Below are 18554 nucleotides of genomic sequence, written 5' to 3' on the forward strand. Positions count from 1 at the left end.
CCGTCACCCCCGCCGGTACCGCGTCGCCGGCTTCCCCGGCCCGTCCGCCCGCTTCGTGTCCGTCGCGACCAGCTTCGGCAGCATCGCTCGCCGGAACGAGTCCGGCAGCAGGCGGTCGCCGAGGACCGCCTCGTGCAGCTGCCGCAACTCCGACATCGTGAACGGCTCCTCGAGCAACCCGTGTGGATCCGGTGCGTCGATGGAGACGGACCGGAGCCGAGCGACCGCGAACTCGAGGATGTCGTCGTGCCCGTGCACCATCCCGCGCGCCTCGACCACCGGCGCGAGTCGCACCCGGGGTTCGTCCAGGTCCAGAGTACGAGCCGGCACCACGTCGAGGTGCGCCACTGACAGCACCCACCCGCGGTCGTCTCGCGAGGGGTCGTCGAACACGTGGAGCTGCTGCGGTGCGAGCCCCGTCACGCCCGCCTTGGAGGAGAGCGACCGCAGCACCGCGTCCGCCAGTCGCTCGCCCTCGTGCACGAACGTCCCGGGGAGTCGCCAGTCACCCTCGGTGGCATCGCGCACCTGCACGACGGACAGTGGACCGCCCACGGGAACGGTCAGCACGGCGGTGTCCACGGCGACGGAGGGTCGCGGGTAGTCCGTCAGGCGTCGGCCGCTCGCGTCGCGGTACTCGTTGGTCATGTCGGTGAGTTTACGCACACTTGCGTAAAAGCGGCGAGCAATGCAGGATCGGTTTTACGCAATTCCGCGCAAACCAGATCCGGAGGTCCACATGACCACCCCGCAGATCCACGACCGAGCAGTCGGTGCCGTCCTCGGCTCCGCCGCCGGCGACGCCCTCGGCGCCGGGTACGAGTTCCGACCGGCAGTACCCGCGCCGACCCCGATCACGATGACCGGCGGCGGCTCCCTCGGGTGGGCGCCGGGGGAGTGGACGGACGACACGAGCATGGCCGTTCCGATCCTCCGCACGGTCGCCCGCGGCGGCGACCCGGCGTCGGAGGCAGCCCTCGACGGCCTGGTGGCCGCCTGGGCAGCGTGGTCGGTCAACGCGCCCGACGTCGGCATCCAGACGCGCAACGTGTTGATCGGTCTGGAGGCGCGGATCGCCTCCGTCGCGCGGGCTGCGGCCCGGCAGGAGCACGAGTTCACGGGCCGCTCCGCCGGTAACGGGTCGCTCATGCGGACCGCACCGCTGGTGCTCGCCTACCTCCGCGGTGACGCCGGCGAAGAGGAGCGGCTCGCGGCTGCGGCTCGCGCGATCAGCGACCTGACGCACTACGAGTCCGACGCAGGGGACGCGTGCGTGCTCTGGTGCGTGGCGATCCGGCACGCGGTGATGACCGGCGAGCTCGACGTCCTGCGTGGGATCGACCTGCTCGACCTCGACCGGCGCCGACTGTGGGTGGACCGCATCGTCACGGCCGAGCACTCGGAGCCCGTCGACTTCACGGAGTCGAACGGGTGGGTGGTGTCCGCGCTGCAGGCCGCCTATGCCGCGGTCAAGCAGAGCTCCTCGCTCGAGGATGCCCTGGTCCGTGCAGTGCGCACCGGCAACGACACCGACACGGTTGCTGCGATCGCCGGTGGCATTGCAGGTGCGCTGTACGGGGCGTCGTCGTTGCCGGCCGAGTGGCGGGAACTGCTGCACGGATGGCCGAACCTGCGAGCGGACGACCTCGTCGCGCTCAGTGAGCAGGCGCTCGCCGTCTGACCGACCCGGCGTCGGAGGCTGCCGTGGGGGGAGCCTCCGCCGCCGCACAACCGGAGTCACCTCGAACCGCGGAATCGCGCGGCGCGAGGTGATTCCGGTTGTTCGCCGGGCGGTGGACGTGACCAGACCGACGGCGCGGGCGGCGGGGCGGAAGCGGGCTGGGCCTCCCGGTCGACCGCCGTCAGGCGATGCCGCGTCGCGGACGGAAGACGCCCGCTCGGACCAGCCACACGTAGAGCACGCAGCCGATGCAGACGTCGAACACGGCGTTGAGGAAGGCTGCGACCAGGGCGACGGCCGCGCCGATCGGGGCCGCGTACGGCACGCCGAGCAGGGCGAGGAGCAGCGCGACCGCGGTCACGAACAGGCCGACCTGCTGGGCGAAGGTCGGGGGTTCTGGGGCCTCGAGCTCGGCGGGCGGGGCGAGCCGCGGCCGGACGAAGCGACGGAAGATCGCGCCGTAGGGGTGACGGCGGATGCCGGCGATGCCGCCGATGGCGAACAGTACGACGATCACCGCGAGCAGGACGATGCCGACGACCCACGTCGCGGGGATCAGCGTCAGGACGATGGTCAGGGCGAGCAGGACCGTGGTGATCGCGGCACCGAAGCGCGGGGAGCGCGGGTCGATGCCTGCTTTGGCGGGTGCGGTGGTCATCGGGACTCCTGTGGGCCGGTGAGGACGGTGTCGAGGGCTGCGGCGAGCTCCGGCGGGCGGGGTGGGCCTCCGAAGCGGGTGCGAACGGCACGGGCGCCGTCGACGAGCAGGACCGTGGGGGTCTGCAGGACGTTGAAGCGGGTGGCGAGGTGCGGGTGCTCGGCGAGGTCGATCTCGAGCCGGGTCACGCCGGCGTGCTGCGCTGCGAGGCTGTCGAGCTGGCGGGCCGTCGCGGGGCAGCGGGCGCAGGTCGGCGTCGAGAACTGGACGAGGGTGGCGCGTGCACCGAAGGCGGTCGCTGGAGCGATGTCGGCGACGGTGCTGTCGGTATTGGCTTCCGTGTTCCGCGCGCGGCCGGTGCTTGCGCGCAGGAGCAGGCCGATCACGGTGGCGAGGGCGAGGACTCCCACCGGGACGGCGACGGCCACGATGACGGTCATGCCGTGACGCTACGTCGTTCCGGTGCGTCGGAGGCAAACGTGACCGAACGTGACGGTCTCGGGGCACGAGGCCGGCGGCTCGTTCGCTGTCGCAGCGTCGCCGTCGGCGTCGGCGTCGTCGTCAGAGCGCGGTGCGCGCCTGGTCGATCCGCTCGATGAACGCCCGGACGCCCCAGATGACGAACGTCAGGCGCTGCCCGTCCTGCAGGACGACCTGCATCTGCCGCGAGACGTTGCGCGAGGTGTCGTGGAGCTCGGCGATCGAGTCGAGCGGGATGCCGAACGTCGGCCGGACGACGTTGAACGGGTGGGCGCGGAACCAGAGGACCGCGGGGGTCAGAGTGAGGCGGCCTCCAGCGGCTTCGTGACGGCGCATCCCGAACCGGCCGGGTGCTGCGATCGAACGGACGAGGCCGGCCTCCGCTGCCGCTTCGTCGATGACGAAGTTCGCGTTCTTGCGTGCCAGCACGGTCTCCGCGTCCCCCAGGCCCATGCGCTGACCGTACCGTGCTCAGACGCGGCGCAGCAGCCGGGCGACGGTGCCCTGCAGCACGAGGAGCAGGGCCCAGAGCAGGCCGATGCTCGGGAACACCACCGAGAGGATCAGGGCGAGCGACAGCAGGCCGGTGGCGATGAGTCCCCGCGCCGAGTCGCCCAGCGGCGTCGAGAGCAACTCCGGGTTCCGCCGCAGCACCAGCTCGATGCCGGTGAGCGCCAGGCTCGTCACGACCATGCTGCCGAGGTACAGCGCGTGGGCCACCCGGTCGTCGTTCTCGCCGCTGTTGAGCAGGTTCGCGGCGAAGGGCAGGAACACGATGCTGATGAGCCACACGAAGTTCAACTGCATGACCCGGGCGTTGTAGGAGCGGACGTGCTCGAACACCTGGTGGTGGAGGATCCAGAACCGCGAGATCAACCAGAACGTGATGAGGAACTCGAGCAGGGCGGGCCAGTGCGCTCTGAGCAGGTCGCCTGCGCCCTCGCCGTCGCGCAGGTCACTGGCGATGTCGACCAGCGGCAGGATCAGGAGCGTGATCGCGATGGCGACGGTGGCGTCCGAGAAGTTGACGAGTCGGTCGAGGCCGCGGTCCGTTCGAGCGTGCTCGGTCATGGCCCGAGTGTAGGAGCGCTCTGCCGCCCGGCCCTAGCATCGCGGGTGTGAGCGACGACGTGACTCCTGGCCGGTACCGCCACTTCAAGGGCAACGACTACGAGGTGCTGCTCGTCGCCCGTGACGTCGAGACCGAGGAGCCGGTCGTCGTCTACCGGGCGCTGTACGGCGAGCGGGGGCACTGGGTCCGCACGCTGGCGGACTTCACGGCGCACGTGACCCGTGACGGGTACGACGGGCCGCGGTTCGTACCGGCACCGAGCGCGGACCAGCCGGATTTGTCATTTCAGTCACCACATTGATATACCTTGCAGCGGCAACCAGAGCGGTTGACTGACTGAAAGGGGGGTGTGCAGTGCAGCACACCATGAAGCAAATGCTGGTCGTCGCCGCGGTCGCCGCGGTCGCCGCGGTCGCCGCGGTGGTCTCACCGTTGCTGGCAGCTGGCCCGGCGGTCGCGGCCGAACCTGACCCATCGTCGGCCGTTCCCGACAACCTGGTCGTCGACCCGACCTTCGACCCCGCGAACGCGACCCGGGTCGATGAGGACGGGAACTCGATCAGCCGGAAGAATCCCTGCCATGACCGCGCGTTCGCGGCGATCCCGAAGATGCTCACGTCCGTGTCGGGGTGCAGCATCATCGGGTCGAGCACGAAGACGAAGGTCACGTACAGCTGGTACCGCGACCAAGGCCGGGTCGGGGTCTGCGTGTGGAGCAAGGGCTTCAACGCTCGTGCGCAGACGACGTGGACCGCGTCGGGATGCGGGACCGGTCGCCGTGGCGTGGTCATCAACTGGGGCAACGTTGCGGCATCGAAGCAGATCCGGGGAATGACTGCTTCGGGCGTCGCGGGCGTGCAGTGGGGCTGATCGCGAGACGTCGGCGCAGGCGCTCGCTCATCTGGGTGGGCGCTTGCGCCGTCGCGGTCGCCGCGACCGGGTGCGGTGCTCCCGACCCGACGACGACCCGAACGCCCCGGACCACCACAACCGTTCGCCCGGCGACGGAAAGCGCTCGGATCATCGAGACCGTTTCGCAGCAGCGTCTTGCCGATGTGCTCGTTGCGGGGCTCCCTTGTGCGGACCGGGACGACTACCAGGACGACTTGACGTTCTGGGACTCGATGCGTGGCTACGACTGCGTGGACGCGGCCGACACGGTCTCCGTTCGTGTGTACGGCAGCAGTCGGTCGGTCGACCAGATCCTCCCGTCATGGGCTGACGCTCTCGTGGAGGGACGCGGAGCCCGGCGTGGCGCGAACTGGTTCGTCGTCGGACCGCGCGATCTGATCTCCCAGGTCGATCCGCCTCGCGAGGATCCCGAGGTGCGGTCGTCGTCGACATCCGCCCCTGCCCCGACGGCGCAGCAGGAGTTCCTGACCAACTGCTCCCAGTACACGTTCGACGAGGCCGTCCGTGCGATCCGCGGTGAGCGGGTGACGGAGACGGACGGTGCGTACTACGACCGGGCGTTCTCTGGCGTCGGCGAAGCCGTGCGAGCGTCGTTGGACCAGCGTGATCTCGCCCTCCTCCGTGCGGAGGACGACGAGGCGCGATGGCCATCGATGCTGTCCGAGCGCGGCCCCGCGTGGAAACAGGTGTGTCGAACAGCCATGTCACGGCACGACGACCTGCTCCGGTCTGGAGCGGAGGACTGATGCGCGTTGTGTCGATCGGACGAAGCGCCGGGGCGCTCGGGGCTCTCGGAGTGACGATCCAGGCAGCCGATGACTTCACCCGCATCTTCTTCGAGAGTCCGATGGCCGGCTCGTTCGCCGCGTTGACGGGTGCGAGTGTCGTGCTGCTGCTGATCGGGGTCGTGCTCAGCTGGCGTGGAGACCGGATCGTGTGCTGGACGCTCGGTGCCCTGGCTGTTCAGGTGGTTGGTCGCATGGCTGTCGATGTGGAACCGATGGCCGTGTACTGGTCGGTGTCGGTTGCGCACATGCTCGGGCCGGTCCTCGCGCTCGCCATCGGCGTGGTGATCGCCCGTCGGGCCGGTTCCACGGCACTGCGGCGTCTCGGGTGCATCATCGGGATCGCCGCGGGCTGCTGGATGCTCGCGAGTTGGACGCAGGTGCCGTTGCTGCTCGTTCCGCTGACGCGCGCCGTCACGGACGGCTGTCTGCTCGCCGTGGTCGTTTGGCCTGCCGTCCTCGAGGTCGGTCGGCTGGCGCGCCGCCTGTGGGACTCCGCGGAAGTGCGCTGACGCCGGCCGTTGCCGTCTGACCGCGCGCGGCGCCGGTGTCGGCGGGCGGCCCTAGGCTCGCAGGGCACCAGAGAGACGGGGGAACGCATGCAGATCGGCGTCGACGGGCACGTGCTGCTCAGCCCGAGCGACCTCAGCACGTGGTCGGCCTGCGAGTGGGCGTTCCTGCGCCGCCTCGACGTCAAGCTCGGTCGCGGGGAACCCCTGCCCGAGGCGCACGACGACATGCTCGAGCGCACGGCTCGGCTGGGGGACCAGCACGAGCTCGACTACCTCGACATCCTGAAGCAGACCCGGAACGTCGTCGAGTTCGACCGCCCTGCACCGCCGGACTACGCGCGCGCTGCAGTCGAAGCGCGACAGGCCTTCGCCGCCGGTGCCGACGTGCTGTACCAACCGACGTTCCACACGGCGCCCTCGAACCAGAACCCGGGCTTCATCGGCTTCGCGGACTTCATCATCCGCAACGACCGCGGCGAGTACGAGGTCTACGACACCAAGCTCGCCCGGCACGCCAAGATCAGCGCCCTGCTCCAGCTCGCCGCCTACGCCGAGCAGATGCAGGCGCACGGCATCCCGACCGGGCAGCAGGTCCACCTGGTGCTCGGCGACCGCACGACGACCACGCACGACCTCGCCGACATCGCGCCGGTGTACCGCACGCAGCGCGCCGAACTGCAGCGGGTGATCGCCGAGCGCATCGCCGCCGACGGGCCGCTGCAGTGGGGTGACCCGCGCTACTCCTCGTGCGGCCGCTGCGACGTCTGCTCGACCCAGGTGGCCGAGCACCGCGACCTCGTCCTCGTCGCGGGTATGCGCCTGGACCAACGGGCGAAGCTCATCAAGCACGAGGTGCGGACGATCGACGACCTGGCGGTCCGCACCCGGGCAGTGCCGGGCTTGTCCCGCGCGACGCAGGATCGGCTGGTGCGCCAGGCGAGCCTCCAGATCGAGACGGAGACCGCCCGACGGAACGGCACCGACCGGCCGGACCAGCCCGCGAAGCCGCGCTTCGAGGTCCTCGATGCTCGCGCGCTCGACGCGATCCCGGCACCAGATCCGGGCGACGTCTTCTTCGACTTCGAGGGCGACCCGCTGCACACCGAGGACGGCGTGCACTGGGGCCTCGACTACCTGTTCGGTCTGGTCGACGACCGCGCGGAGTTCACCGCGTTCTGGGCGCACACGATCCGCGACGAGCGAGTTGCGCTGGAGCAGTTCCTCGCGTTCATCGAAGCCCGGCGGCAGCAGTACCCGGGCATGCACATCTACCACTACGCGGCCTACGAGCGGACGCACCTGCTGTCGCTCGCCGCCCGGCACGGCGTCGGTGAAGAGGCCGTGGACGACCTGCTGCGCGCCGGGGTCCTGGTCGACCTGTACCCGATCGTCCGCAAGGCCCTGGTCGTGGGGAGCCACAGCTACTCGATCAAGAAGCTCGAGCCGCTCTACATGGGCGACGACCTGCGCGAGAGCGACGTCACGAACGCCGCCGACAGCATCACCGCCTACGTCGACGCGATCGAGGAGCTCCGGAACAGCGACCCCGCCGCCGGCCAGCACATGCTCGACGAGGTCGCCGACTACAACGCCTACGACTGCCGCTCGACCCTGCGCCTGCGCGACTGGCTCCGATCGCTGCGCAGCGATGATGTCGACGCAGCCGATCCCGCGCTCGAACTCGAGCTCCCGCCGATCCCCGTCGAGCGTGAGCCGAACCCGGTCTACGTCGCACTCGCATCACATCTCGAGGGCGTCGACGCCCTCGACCGCACGCCCGACGAGACCGCATTGGCGCTCGCCGCAGCCGCGATCGACTACCACCGGCGCGAGGCGAAGACCTTCTGGCAGGACCACTTCGACCGCCTGCGCAACCCGGTCGACGACTGGGCTGACACCCGCGATGTGCTCGTCGTGGAGCGTGCGTCCGTCGAGCGGGACTGGGACACGCTGCCGCGTGCCCGCTCGCAGTCGCGAGAACTCCGGTTGTCGGGGACGCTCGCGCCCGGTTCGCGGCTCCGTCCGGGAGGCACGCCCCACCTCGTCTACGACGACCCACTCCCGCCGTCGGTCGTGTCTCCGGGCCCCGGGTCGAAGGGCGCGTCATCTCGCGCCGTGATCGTGGACGTGTGGGACAACGGCGATGCGGTCGAGGTGCTGGTGAAGGAGGGACTGCCCGTTGGTGGCGAGCCCCACCACGAGTTCCCGGTCGCGCTCGCGCCGTCCGCACCGCCCCGCGCGAAGCCGCAGCCCGAGGCGATCGCCGAGTGGGGGCAGCAGGTCCTCGACGAGCTGCCCTCGATGGTGGCGGACCCGGCCTTCGACCTGCTGCGCCGGGTGCCGCCGCGCGGTGCGATCGTGCCTGTGCAGGGCGACGACACAGTGTCCGCCGTGGTGTCGACGCTGCTCGGCCTCGACCACTCGTACCTGGCGATCCAGGGGCCTCCCGGCACCGGCAAGACCTACGTCGGGTCGAACGTCGTCGCACGGCTCGTCCGCGAGTACGGCTGGCGCGTCGGCGTCGTCGGGCAGTCCCACGCGACGTCGGAGAACTTCCTGTCCTCGGTCGTGAACGCCGGCGTGCCCGCGGACCGGGTCGTGAAGGTGCCGAAGTCCGGTGCGACCGAGGACGAACTCGACGCCGCCGCGTGGACGCCCGTGAAGAACGGTGCCGCCGTCGCCGCGTTCCTGTCATCGTGCGAGGCGTCCGGCACCGGCGGCGTGGTCGGCGGGACCGCGTGGACGTTCGCGAACGCGTCGACGGTTGAGCGCCGGTCCCTCGACCTGCTCGTCGTCGACGAGGCCGGGCAGTTCTCCCTCGCACCGACCATCGCCTCCTCCGTCGCCGCGACCCGGCTCCTGCTGCTCGGAGACCCGCAACAGCTCCCGCAGGTCTCACAGGGCTCGCACCCGGAACCCGTCGACGAGTCCGCGCTCGGCTGGCTGGCGGACGGCGAGCACGTCCTGCCGCCGGAGTTCGGCTACTTCCTGGCCCGCACCCGGCGCATGGAGCCGGCGTTGACCGAGTCCGTGTCGGCGCTGTCCTACGACGGGCAGCTGGCGTCGATGGTCTCCGGGCGGCACCTCGACGGCATCGGCGCCGGGGTGCACCCCGAGCCGGTCGTGCACGCGGGCAACACGACGTCCTCTGTTGAAGAGGCCGCACGGGTCGTTGCACTCGTCGCCGACGTCGTCGGCCGCACGTGGACCGACGGTTCCGAGACCCGCTCTCTGACCGACGAGGACGTCATCGTGGTGGCGCCGTACAACGCGCAGGGTGCCCTGATCCGTCAGGAGCTCGACCGTGCGGGCTTCACCGGCACCCAGGTCGGCACGGTCGACCTGTTCCAGGGCCGCGAGGCCGTGGTGTCGATCGTGTCCCTGGCGGCATCGAGTGCGGCCGACATCCCGCGCGGCCTCGACTTCCTGCTCATGCCGAACCGGTTGAACGTGGCGATCTCGCGGGCGAAGTGGGCGGCGTACCTCGTGCACTCGCCTGCGCTGACCACGGGCCTGCCGCCGTCGATCGCGGGGCTGTCCCTGCTGTCCCGCTTCATCGAGCTCGTCGACCCGGCTCGCTGACCGAGGCGACGCGCCGAGTCCTCTAGGCTGCAGATGGCCGAGGGGGCCAGGGAGCGGGGGACGATGTCTGCAGGATCGCAAGGATCACTGCCGGCCGGGGGACCAGCGCCGGACACGGTCACGGCACCGAAGCCGAACGTGGCTCGGACGGTTGACCTCGTCGTCACCGTCGCCCTGTTCGTGGTCATCGCGATGCTCAGCGGCTTCGCGGTGCTGTTCGGCTGGGTCCTCGGCACGATGTCGCAGTACGGGTGTGACTGGGAGTCCTCGACGCGCGTGTGCAACCGGTCCATGGGCATGCAGACCGCAGTGGTCGAGGCGATCGTCCTGGTCTTCGTGTGCACGGCGGGCGGAGTGCTCGCGGCGAAGGTCCGTCGGAAGCGGCCGCTCGGGTGGCTCGTCGCGCTCGGGACGGCTGCGGCGGTAGCGATCGCGATCGCACTGACGCTTGCGGTGATGGGGGCGGCGTCGGATTCCTGACGCCCGCTTGACGGTTTCGGTTCACGAACCCCGAGGATCGCGAACCAGAACCGTCACCCAGCGGAAATGCCCCGCACTCGCCCCGGAGCGGGCGGTCAGACGGAGCGGGCGGTCAGACGGAGCGGGTCACTCGTCGCTGGTCGGGACGCCGCTCTGCATCTGCACCCGCATCTCGGCGAGGACGTCGGCGTGCAGGAAGTTCGCTTCGGCCGCACTGGTGGGGTCGACCACGATGCCGAACTCCTCGGGCAGCGCGGTCACGAGCTCGGACATCGGCACCGGACGGCCCTCGGCGTCGGGCAGGCCGGCGGCGAGTTCGCCCGGATCGGTGAAGACGGGCACGAACGGCTTGTCACGGATCATGACGTGGGCGACGCTGCCGGCCTCCGGTGTACCCGATGGCTTCCAGGGGACCCACGCCGCACTCCGCAGGAAGCCGGCTGGCGAGGCTGCCATCCGGCGGCGGAGTTCGGCGGCCGCGGTCGGCGGGGCCTTGTCGACGCCCCGGCCGAAGGCTGATCCGTTGGTCTCATTGGTGCTCACGCCAGCCATGCTGTCACGGAGCGGCTCAGTACGCGGCCGACTGCCCGCCGTCGATCGGGACGACCGTCGCGTTGACGTAGGACGCGTCGTCGGACAGCAGGAACGCGACGACGGCAGCGATCTCGGGGGCTTCGCCGTAGCGCTTGGTGGGGTTGACCTGGATGAACTCCTCGGCGGCCTTGCGGGGGTTCTCCGCGTCGAGCTGCTTCATCGAGTTCTCGACCATGGGGGTCCAGATGGCGCCGGGGGCGATGGCGTTGATGCGGATGCCGTAGCGGCCGTACTCGACGGCGGAGTTGCGGGTCAGGCCGACGACGCCGTGCTTGGCGGCGGCGTACCCGGACTGGTTGCCGATGCCGCGGATACCGCCCACGCTCGCGGTGTTCACGACCATGCCGGAGCCCTGCTCACGCATGACCTTGAGCACCTTCTCGAGGCCGAGGAACACGCCGCGCAGGTTGATCGACACGACGCGGTCGAACTCGGCGGCGGTGAAGGACTCCGTGGGGTTCTGCTTGCCCTCGATGCCGGCGTTGTTGAAGAAGCCGTCGATGCGGCCGAAACGCTCGGTGGTTGCGGTGACGTACGCGTCGACCTGGGCCTCGTCGGAGACGTCGGCGACGGTCGTCAGGACCTGTGCATCCGGGGTGGCCTCGAGCACAGCGGCCTTCGTGGCGTCGAGTCCCTGCTCGGAGACGTCGACGAGGGAGAGTGCGGCGCCCTCGGCGGCCAGGCGGACGGCGGTGGCTCGGCCGAGGCCGGAGCCGCCGCCGGTGATGAGGACGACGCGGTCGGCGAAGCGGGACGTGACGGAGTTGGTGTCGGGCATGGGGGAGGCCTCCTGAGGTCTTCGACGGTGAAGGGCTCGGGGTCCGCGGTGGGGCAGCGAGTCCGATCGATGCATCTGCATCGAGACGTCTAGACTACACCTGTTGTTTTACGTGGCGACCAGGGCCGATCGCGCCACCGGCCTCAGCTCGTGACGATCGTGGTCGTCGTCGCGGTGGTCGCCGCCATGATGGCGATCATCGCCGCGGCTTGGATCTCCTCGAGCACGGCCTTCACCGCGGGGCTCGCCCAGGTGCCCGAGGTGATCTCCTTGACCAGGTCCTTGTCGACGGCGCCGAACTGCTTGCGCAGCGTGTTCGTCGCGTCGAGCAGCCCCATGACCGCGGCGGAGAACGGCGTCGGGCCCGCCCGCCGAGCCAGGACGTCCGCGATGCCGGATCGCAGCAGTGCCTCCGGGGCTCCGTCGCGCTCCGGGTGCTTCGTGGTGGGGAAGAGCCCGAGCACCTTGCCCTGCTCGACGCTGATGGTCCCTCGCTCGACGAGTCCGGCGACGACGTCGTCGCGGAGCCGCTGCTTGCCGAGCCGGCTCACCCACCACTTCGCCTTGCGCGGTGTACCGGACGCCGCGATCGAGCCGACGACGCCGTCGAGCACCGGGTCGCCAGTGGCAGCGCCGTCGATGACGGTGACCAGGCCGTTCTGCAGCGAGACCGCACCGCGGAGCGCGAGGTCGGCGAGGACCGCGCCCGCGAGACCAGTGTCCAACGTCTGCCCGTCGAGGGACTTCCGGCCGTCGGGCTCGATCTGGAGGAGCGCGAACGCCTGCGGGACCGTGAGTTGCTCAGCCATGTCCGCAGCCTGCCACGCGGGGCGGAGGTGCGCCGGGCCTCCAGGCCGACACCCAGCGGCGCCAGCCCGCCCGACATCAGCAGGCGTCCAGCACCCGAACCATCGCGTCCCGCTCTGCCGGAGCCACCCACAGGCGGTACTTCGCCTTCACCGTGACCTGGTGCTCGATGTAGGTGCAGCGGAAGGCCGTGTTCGCGGGCAGCCAGGTCGCGGCGTCACCCGAGCGCTTCTGGGAGTTCGACCGGCCGTCGACGGCGAACAGGTTCGACGGGTCGTTCGCCAGGGCCTCCCGCTCCGACTGGCTCAGCTGCTGCGCGCCGGTGCGCCAGGCGTTCTCGAGCGCGACGACGTGGTCGATCTGCACAAGGGTCGAGGTCGTGTTCCCGCGCACGAAGTCGATCGTCGCGCCGGTGTACGGCGACACGAGCGTGCCGGTCACCACCTTGCACGGACCCTGGCGGACGATGCGGCGGAGATCGCGCGCGAGCACGTCGTTCCGGGTGTCGCAGCCGTTGTGGTCGACGTCGATCCACGCGCTGCCGAACTCACCGGTGCGGTCGTACCCGGTGCCGGCGGCCTTGCCCTTGACGGGCAGCGTGGCGAGGAGCGCGCGGGCGTCCGCAGCGTCGGTGTCGGTCGACGAGCTGACGGTCGGATCCGTCGGTCTGGAGGCTCGGCTCGGCTCCGGTGCACCGCTGTCCGTGCCGACGGTGGCCGTGGCGACTGCCGTGGGCCCGGCAGCCGCGTCGGCGTCCGGTCCGAGGACGCCGGTGGCGTCGAGCGCGTAGCCACCGACCGCGAGGGCGAGGACGACGAGGACGGAGGTGAGGCTGATGCGGGTACGGCGGCGTCGGCGGGACGTCATGCGGGTGGAACTCCTGGTGGTGCGGTGGTGCTGTGGTGCCGGCCGGGTCGGCCTCGACGATCATGGCGGAGACCCCGGACATGGCCGTGGACCGCCACGCTCCGAACCGACGCACGACCACGGCGTAGACAGGTCCGCATGACCGATTACGCGAATCCGTCCGTGTCCGTCACCGGCGGGTCGATGCCGCTCCTGGGCTTCGGCACCTGGCAGATCCCCGACGGCGAGGCGCCCGCCGCCGTCGGCGAAGCGCTGGCGGCCGGGTACCGCCACATCGACACCGCCACCGGCTACAGCAACCAGCGTGGCGTCGGGAGAGCCCTCGCCGCGTCCGGCCTGGCCCGCGACGACGTGTTCGTGACGACGAAGCTGCCGCCGGACAACGCCGACCGTGTGCGCGAGACCATCGAGGAGAGCCTCGACCAGCTGGGCCTCGACCACCTGGACCTCTGGCTCGTGCACTGGCCGCCGAACGGCGAGGCCCGCCCCGACGTGTGGGAGCAGGTCGTGCAGGCCCAGTCCGACGGGCTGACCCGAGCCGTGGGTGTGAGCAACTACTCGCTCGACCAGATCGACGAGCTCGTCACCGCGACCGGCACCACCCCGGCCGTGAACCAGATCAAGTGGAGCCCGGTCGAGTACGACCGGACGATCGCGGACGGTCTCGCCGAACGCGGGGTCGTCCTCGAGGGCTACAGCCCCTTCAAGGCGAGCAACCTGCAGGACCCGACGCTGCTCGACATCGCGACCGCACACGACGCCGACAGCGCCCAGGTCATCGTCGCGTGGCACGTCGCGCACGGCTTCGTCGTCATCCCGAAGTCGTCGAACCCGGAGCGCATCCGCTCGAACGCCGCCGGTGCCCGCATCGAGCTCTCGACGGACGAGGTCACGGCGATCGACGCGCTCGCACGCTGACAGCCGCGCTGACACCCGCACCCGCGCCCGCGCTCGCCTGATCGCTCCGGCGCGTCAGGCGAGCAGCGAGCGGATGTCGTCGGCCGTCAGGTCCTCGGCGAACAGTGCGTCGTCGTCGATCATCGTGGCGAACAGTTCGGCCTTGCGCGCGGCGAGGGCGAGGACCTTCTCCTCGATGGTGTCCTCGGCGATGAAGCGCTGCACGCTGACCGACCGGGTCTGCCCGATGCGGTGGGTGCGGTCGACGGCCTGCGACTCGGCGGCGGGGTTCCACCACGGGTCGAGGACGAACACGGTGTCCGCCTCGGTCAGGGTGAGCCCGAAGCCGCCGGCCTTCAGCGAGATGAGGAACGCCGGCGCGGTGCCCTGCCGGAAGCGCTCGATGACCTCCGGGCGCTTGCGGGTCGACCCGTCGAGGTACTCGTAGCCGACACCCCGCTCGTCGAGGGCGTCCGACACCATCCGCAGGAACGACGTGAACTGGCTGAACACCAGGGCGCGGCGGCCCTCGGCGGCGAGCTGTTCGAGCTCGTCGAGCAGCAGGTCGAGCTTTGCGGAGGGGATCGGCGTCGACGGAGACGTGACGTCCGGATCCGCTGAGCCCGAACCGTTCGAGACCAGCGCGGGCGACAGCGCGAGCATCCGCAGGAGCGTCAGCGACCGGAACACGATCATCCGGTTCTTCGACAGGTCGTCGATGAGGTCGAGGACCTTCAGCCGCTCGCGGTTGAGCGTGCGCTCGTACAGTTCGCGGTGCGCGGGGTCGAGCGTGACGCGGACGACCTGCTCCTGCTTCGGTGGCAGGTCGGCGGCGACGGCCTGCTTCGTCCGGCGGAGCATGAGCGGCCGGATCCGACGCCGGAGCTTCGCGGTCAGTTGTTGGCGGGCCTCGCCCCGCAGGTCGGGGGAGGCGAGCGGCTTGACGTAGTCGTCGCCGAACCGGGTCCACGTGGACAGCAGTCCGGGCGCGACGATGTGGAACAGCGCCCACAGGTCGGTCAGCCCGTTCTCGAGCGGGGTGCCGGTGATCGCGAACTTCACCGGTGCCTGCAGCTCGGACGCCACCCGGTGGGTCTGCGACTGCGGGTTCTTCACGAACTGCGCCTCGTCGAGCACGAGCGCCGACCACGGCAGGTCGGTCCACGCCGGGGAGTCGAGCCGGAGCAGCGCGTACGAGGTCACGACGACGTCGGCCTGCGACGCGGTGCGGGCGACGAGCCCGGGGTCCTTCAGTGACGTCGAGGTGACGGCGGACACCCGCAGTGACGGCGTGAACTTCGCGGCCTCGGCCACCCAGTTGCCGACGACCGAGGTGGGCGCGACGACGAGGAACGGCGGCGCCTCGGGGTCTGCTGCACGGCGGGCGGCGACCATCGCGAGCACCTGCAGGGTCTTGCCGAGGCCCATGTCGTCGGCCAGCACCCCGCCGATGCCGTGCGACGCCAGGAACGACAGCCACGCGTACCCGGCGTGCTGGTACGGCCGCAGTTCGGCGTGCACGGTGTCCGGCGCGGGGACGTCGCCCGGGGGAGTCGCCCCCATCAGCCCCGCGGTGATCTCCTGCCAGCGTTCGTCGTGCGAGGTCTCGTCGGCGAGCAGGTCGAACTCGGTCCACAGCCCGGCCTGCAGCGGCGTCACCTGGATCGGCTGGTCGGGCTCCCACTCGTCGAGGTCGCGGGCCTCGTCGATGAGTTCCTTGAGCCGGTCGAACGCGGGGTCGGCCAGTGACAGGTAGGAGTTGTCGACGAGCTTGAGTCGCCGCTGCCGACCCGCGAGTGCGGTGAGCAGCGGCGTGAACGGGATCTGCTTGCCGTTGACACTGACGATGATCCCGAGGTCGAACCAGTCGTGCTTGTCCGACGGCATCGTCGTGACGCGGATGTGTGGCCGCCCGCTCAGCCGCTCGTAGTCGAGCCGTTCGCCCTGCACGACGGTCCGGACGCCGAGCGCCGGCAGCTCGGGCAGGAACTCGTTCGCGAACACCGCGACGTCGGCTCCGTCGACGGTGCCGTCCTGGAACCAGTCCAGTCCGCCACCGGGGCCGGCAGGGCGGACGGGAGGCTCGGCTGCCGTCGCGTCGTCGGCCGGCGCCGTCGACGTGGCCGGGTCCAGGGCTTCGGCCGCGTCCGCCGCGTCCGCCGCGTCCGCAGGATCGTCGGTGCTGGCGGGATCGTCCGCGGCGCGCAGCCCGGACAGGTCGGGGAGTGGCCCGTGCAGCGAGACCGGGTCCTTGCGGCCGTCGACGTGCCAGCGCCAGTGCAGGTGCACCCGGTCGTCGGTGCGGGGCGCGCGGGCCGGCTCGAACGTCGCCGTGAGCACGAGCTCGGGCGGCGTGCGCTCGGGCAGCTCGACCGACCCGTCGGAGCTGACGAGTCCGAGCGCACCGCGCAGTCGGGGGGACCAGTCGGCCAGGAACTCGTCGACCTCGGCGGTCGGCACCGTGATGCGGGTGCCCTCGAGGAGCATGCGGCGTTGGTCCTCGGGCACGGGCGCCGGGGTCGGTGCGAGTCCGACGGTGAACTCGGGGCTCTCGCGGAACACGTACACACCGTGGTCGCCGACCATCCGCGCTGCACCGTGGACGACCGGGCGGCCGTCGAGCACCGCGCTCGCACCGATCACCACGGCGTCGTCGTGCCGGGCGACGTCGAGCAGTACCTGGGCCTGCTCGCCGAGGACCGCGCCGCCCTCGCGCTTGCCGGTCACGAAGGCGATGCCGAGCCCCGACGCCTGCCGGAGCAACGGCCACAGCAGCGGACTGCGGAAGTCGTCGAGGTGGAGCCAGTCGCTCTCGCCGGGTAGCCCCGCGAGCTGACCGGCGCGGTGCAGGGCCGCGAGCTGCATGAACCACCCGTGCTGCTCGGCGCCGAGGCCCAGGCGGTTCTGCGAGTAGGGGAGCGTGCCCCAGGTCAGCTGCCCGCGCACCCAGTTGCCGGCGTCGCTCCGGGTCACCGGCCGGACCCCGAGCCGCACGCTGCGGGACGGCGCCGGCAGCGCGCGCCCGGCGGCCCGGGCTCGGGCTGCGAGCGCAGCGGGGACCGCGTCACGCAACTCGAACTGCAGACCCATGCGGGTGCTCTGCGGGGTGACCGCCTGCGCGTCGTCACCGGCGAGGCGGGCGAGGTCGTGCCTCCAGTCCGAGGGCGGCGGAGCCGGCGCTTCCGGCCGCGGCCCGGCGTTCGCGGCCAGGGCGCGGGCGTTGATGGTGAGCAGCGCAGCGGCGACGTGCTTGCAGTCGCCGCCGAGGGGGCAGCTGCACGTGCTGCGGACCGGCCGGATGAAGTCGCCGCGGGCCACGGTCATGTCGATGCGGCACTCGTAGGGGTCGTCGGCGGTGCCGGAGACGGTCGCCGTGACGGTGCCGTCGACAGCGTTCCAGACCGCGTCGTCGACCAGGCCCGCGCGGACGACGTCGCGCGCACGGCCGAAGGTCTGCGGCCCGACGAACCGGATGACGTCGACGGCGTCGATCATCGGGGCTGCTGGCACGGGTCAATCGTGCCAGGTGCCACCGACGTCCGTTGCTACGGTGGAACCGCGCCGGAGCGGCGCACCACGACAGGGGGAACACCATGGGGACGAACCGACGGATCGGCATGCTGCTCGCGGGAGCGGCGCTCGTGACCACTGCGCTCGCGGGGTGCGCGTCCGGTGGGACGGACGGGTCCGGTGACGCGGGACCGACACCGACCGAGACCACCGCGGCGACGACGCCGGGGACCGCAGCCTGCGACCTCGTCACCGGCCGCGGCAGCGTGACGCTCGAGGAGACCGCCGACGCGTACCGCATCGAGTGGACGGGTGTCCCCGTCGACTCGGACGACAACCGCACCACCTACGAGGTGCAGCTCGGCAACGACGAGATGCAGGGCGGCGTCGACCTGTACATCGAGTACGACACCGTCACCGGCACCACGTACGGCGTCATGCCGCAGGGATCGAACGACGTCGACCCGATCGACGGTGAACCCGAGACTTCGGGGGACACGATCGTCGGGACGTTCCCGAAGGACGACGCACTCACCCCGACCTGGTGGTCGCCGAAGTACACCGTCATCGACGACTCCGGCGCGACCTCGACCGTGTGCACCGACGACGGCCAGGTCATGGACTACGAGCCCCTGTCGTAGCGGACCCGAACGGCACACATCGGACAGGGCTACCGTCTGCGTGGACGGGCGACGACTCCTCGCCGCTCTCCACTCGATTGGACACGCTCATGCCGGACCGCTTGCGGTGGGTGCACGATTCTGCAGACCACTGGAACGTGTGGCTGGGCTCCGAGGTCGTCTGCGACGTCACCCGGACGGACCAGTTCACCGTCGGTTCGCCCGACAACTCGATCGCCGGGGCGCACTCGTCGCTCGAGAGCGCTGCGGCGCAGGTGCAGGGCTGGGTACGCTGGAGCGGACGCTAGGCCGCGGAGCG

20 protein-coding genes are annotated in these 18554 nt (G+C 70.9%); 10 read left to right on the forward strand and 10 right to left on the reverse strand.

Features of this window, described 5'->3' with window-relative positions; translation table 11 throughout:
• Nucleotides 1-3: 3 nt before the first annotated feature.
• Nucleotides 4-648, reverse strand: coding sequence for an NUDIX hydrolase (locus ACXKZB_RS07770; RefSeq protein WP_488825526.1), 645 nt, complete (start codon nt 646-648; stop codon nt 4-6).
• 91 nt (nt 649-739) lie between these two features.
• On the opposite strand from ACXKZB_RS07770, the gene ACXKZB_RS07775 reads away from it, so the two are divergent.
• Nucleotides 740-1681 (forward strand): ADP-ribosylglycohydrolase family protein, encoded by a 942-nt coding sequence (locus tag ACXKZB_RS07775; RefSeq protein ID WP_488825528.1) that lies wholly within the window; start codon nt 740-742, stop codon nt 1679-1681.
• Between the two features lie 181 nt (nt 1682-1862).
• Here the strand turns inward: ACXKZB_RS07775 and ACXKZB_RS07780 are convergent, their stop codons facing one another.
• The 4 genes from ACXKZB_RS07780 to ACXKZB_RS07795 form a co-directional block, all read right to left on the reverse strand.
• A complete protein-coding gene (locus tag ACXKZB_RS07780; protein WP_488825530.1) occupies nt 1863-2339 on the reverse strand; it encodes a DUF4395 domain-containing protein in 477 nt (158 codons plus the stop codon).
• Nucleotides 2336-2779 carry a thioredoxin family protein gene (locus tag ACXKZB_RS07785; RefSeq protein ID WP_488825532.1) on the reverse strand — a complete coding sequence of 148 codons (444 nt, stop codon included), beginning with the start codon at nt 2777-2779 and terminating at the stop codon, nt 2336-2338. The genes ACXKZB_RS07780 and ACXKZB_RS07785 overlap by 4 nt, the downstream gene beginning before the upstream one ends.
• 121 nt (nt 2780-2900) lie before the next feature.
• Nucleotides 2901-3272 carry a hypothetical protein gene (locus ACXKZB_RS07790; RefSeq protein WP_488825533.1) on the reverse strand — a complete coding sequence of 124 codons (372 nt, stop codon included), beginning with the start codon at nt 3270-3272 and terminating at the stop codon, nt 2901-2903.
• Nucleotides 3273-3290: 18 nt separating this feature from the next.
• A complete protein-coding gene (locus ACXKZB_RS07795) occupies nt 3291-3890 on the reverse strand; it encodes a TMEM175 family protein (protein ID WP_488825534.1) in 600 nt (199 codons plus the stop codon).
• Nucleotides 3891-3937: 47 nt separating this feature from the next.
• Between ACXKZB_RS07795 and ACXKZB_RS07800 the strand changes: the two genes are divergently transcribed.
• The 6 genes from ACXKZB_RS07800 (at nt 3938) to ACXKZB_RS07825 (ending at nt 10162) form a co-directional block, all read left to right on the forward strand.
• Nucleotides 3938-4192 (forward strand): DUF1653 domain-containing protein, encoded by a 255-nt coding sequence (locus tag ACXKZB_RS07800; protein ID WP_488825536.1) that lies wholly within the window; start codon nt 3938-3940, stop codon nt 4190-4192.
• A 53-nt stretch (nt 4193-4245) separates the two neighbouring features.
• On the forward strand, nt 4246-4761 hold the full coding sequence (locus tag ACXKZB_RS07805; protein WP_488825538.1) for a hypothetical protein: 516 nt from the start codon (nt 4246-4248) through the stop codon (nt 4759-4761).
• The gene (locus ACXKZB_RS07810) at nt 4752-5549 is read left to right on the forward strand and encodes a hypothetical protein (RefSeq protein WP_488825540.1); all 798 of its coding nucleotides are present in this window, start codon (nt 4752-4754) and stop codon (nt 5547-5549) included. Before ACXKZB_RS07805 ends, ACXKZB_RS07810 begins: the two co-directional genes overlap by 10 nt.
• A gap of 101 nt (nt 5550-5650) precedes the next feature.
• Complete coding sequence (locus tag ACXKZB_RS07815; RefSeq protein ID WP_488825542.1) at nt 5651-6100, forward strand: hypothetical protein; 450 nt, start codon at nt 5651-5653, stop codon at nt 6098-6100.
• Nucleotides 6101-6187: 87 nt separating this feature from the next.
• Entirely contained in the window at nt 6188-9682 is a 3495-nt protein-coding gene (locus tag ACXKZB_RS07820) for a TM0106 family RecB-like putative nuclease (RefSeq protein WP_488825544.1), read from the forward strand.
• Nucleotides 9683-9820: 138 nt separating this feature from the next.
• The gene (locus ACXKZB_RS07825) at nt 9821-10162 is read left to right on the forward strand and encodes a hypothetical protein (RefSeq protein ID WP_488825546.1); all 342 of its coding nucleotides are present in this window, start codon (nt 9821-9823) and stop codon (nt 10160-10162) included.
• 126 nt (nt 10163-10288) lie between these two features.
• On the opposite strand, the gene ACXKZB_RS07830 is transcribed toward ACXKZB_RS07825, so the two are convergent.
• The 4 genes from ACXKZB_RS07830 to ACXKZB_RS07845 all read right to left on the reverse strand — a co-directional run bounded on the left by ACXKZB_RS07830 (nt 10289) and on the right by ACXKZB_RS07845 (nt 13208).
• Nucleotides 10289-10705 (reverse strand): SseB family protein, encoded by a 417-nt coding sequence (locus ACXKZB_RS07830; protein ID WP_488825548.1) that lies wholly within the window; start codon nt 10703-10705, stop codon nt 10289-10291.
• A gap of 25 nt (nt 10706-10730) precedes the next feature.
• On the reverse strand, nt 10731-11534 hold the full coding sequence (locus ACXKZB_RS07835; protein WP_488825550.1) for an SDR family oxidoreductase: 804 nt from the start codon (nt 11532-11534) through the stop codon (nt 10731-10733).
• Between the two features lie 143 nt (nt 11535-11677).
• Nucleotides 11678-12343 (reverse strand): GOLPH3/VPS74 family protein, encoded by a 666-nt coding sequence (locus tag ACXKZB_RS07840; protein ID WP_488825551.1) that lies wholly within the window; start codon nt 12341-12343, stop codon nt 11678-11680.
• A gap of 76 nt (nt 12344-12419) precedes the next feature.
• The gene (locus tag ACXKZB_RS07845; RefSeq protein WP_488825553.1) at nt 12420-13208 is read right to left on the reverse strand and encodes an HNH endonuclease family protein; all 789 of its coding nucleotides are present in this window, start codon (nt 13206-13208) and stop codon (nt 12420-12422) included.
• Nucleotides 13209-13346: 138 nt separating this feature from the next.
• Here ACXKZB_RS07845 and ACXKZB_RS07850 point away from each other — a divergent pair, with 138 nt between their 5' ends.
• Nucleotides 13347-14126 (forward strand): aldo/keto reductase, encoded by a 780-nt coding sequence (locus tag ACXKZB_RS07850; RefSeq protein ID WP_488825555.1) that lies wholly within the window; start codon nt 13347-13349, stop codon nt 14124-14126.
• A gap of 54 nt (nt 14127-14180) precedes the next feature.
• Here the strand turns inward: ACXKZB_RS07850 and ACXKZB_RS07855 are convergent, their stop codons facing one another.
• Nucleotides 14181-17615, reverse strand: a complete 3435-nt coding sequence (locus ACXKZB_RS07855; protein ID WP_488825556.1) for a DEAD/DEAH box helicase — start codon at nt 17613-17615, stop codon at nt 14181-14183.
• Between the two features lie 83 nt (nt 17616-17698).
• Here ACXKZB_RS07855 and ACXKZB_RS07860 point away from each other — a divergent pair, with 83 nt between their 5' ends.
• Both ACXKZB_RS07860 and ACXKZB_RS07865 read left to right on the forward strand, forming a co-directional pair.
• A complete protein-coding gene (locus ACXKZB_RS07860; RefSeq protein ID WP_488825557.1) occupies nt 17699-18256 on the forward strand; it encodes a hypothetical protein in 558 nt (185 codons plus the stop codon).
• A gap of 89 nt (nt 18257-18345) precedes the next feature.
• Nucleotides 18346-18543 carry a hypothetical protein gene (locus ACXKZB_RS07865; protein WP_111086991.1) on the forward strand — a complete coding sequence of 66 codons (198 nt, stop codon included), beginning with the start codon at nt 18346-18348 and terminating at the stop codon, nt 18541-18543.
• The last annotated feature ends 11 nt before the right edge of the window (nt 18544-18554 follow it).

The organism is Curtobacterium sp. ABR8 (genome assembly GCF_057812125.1).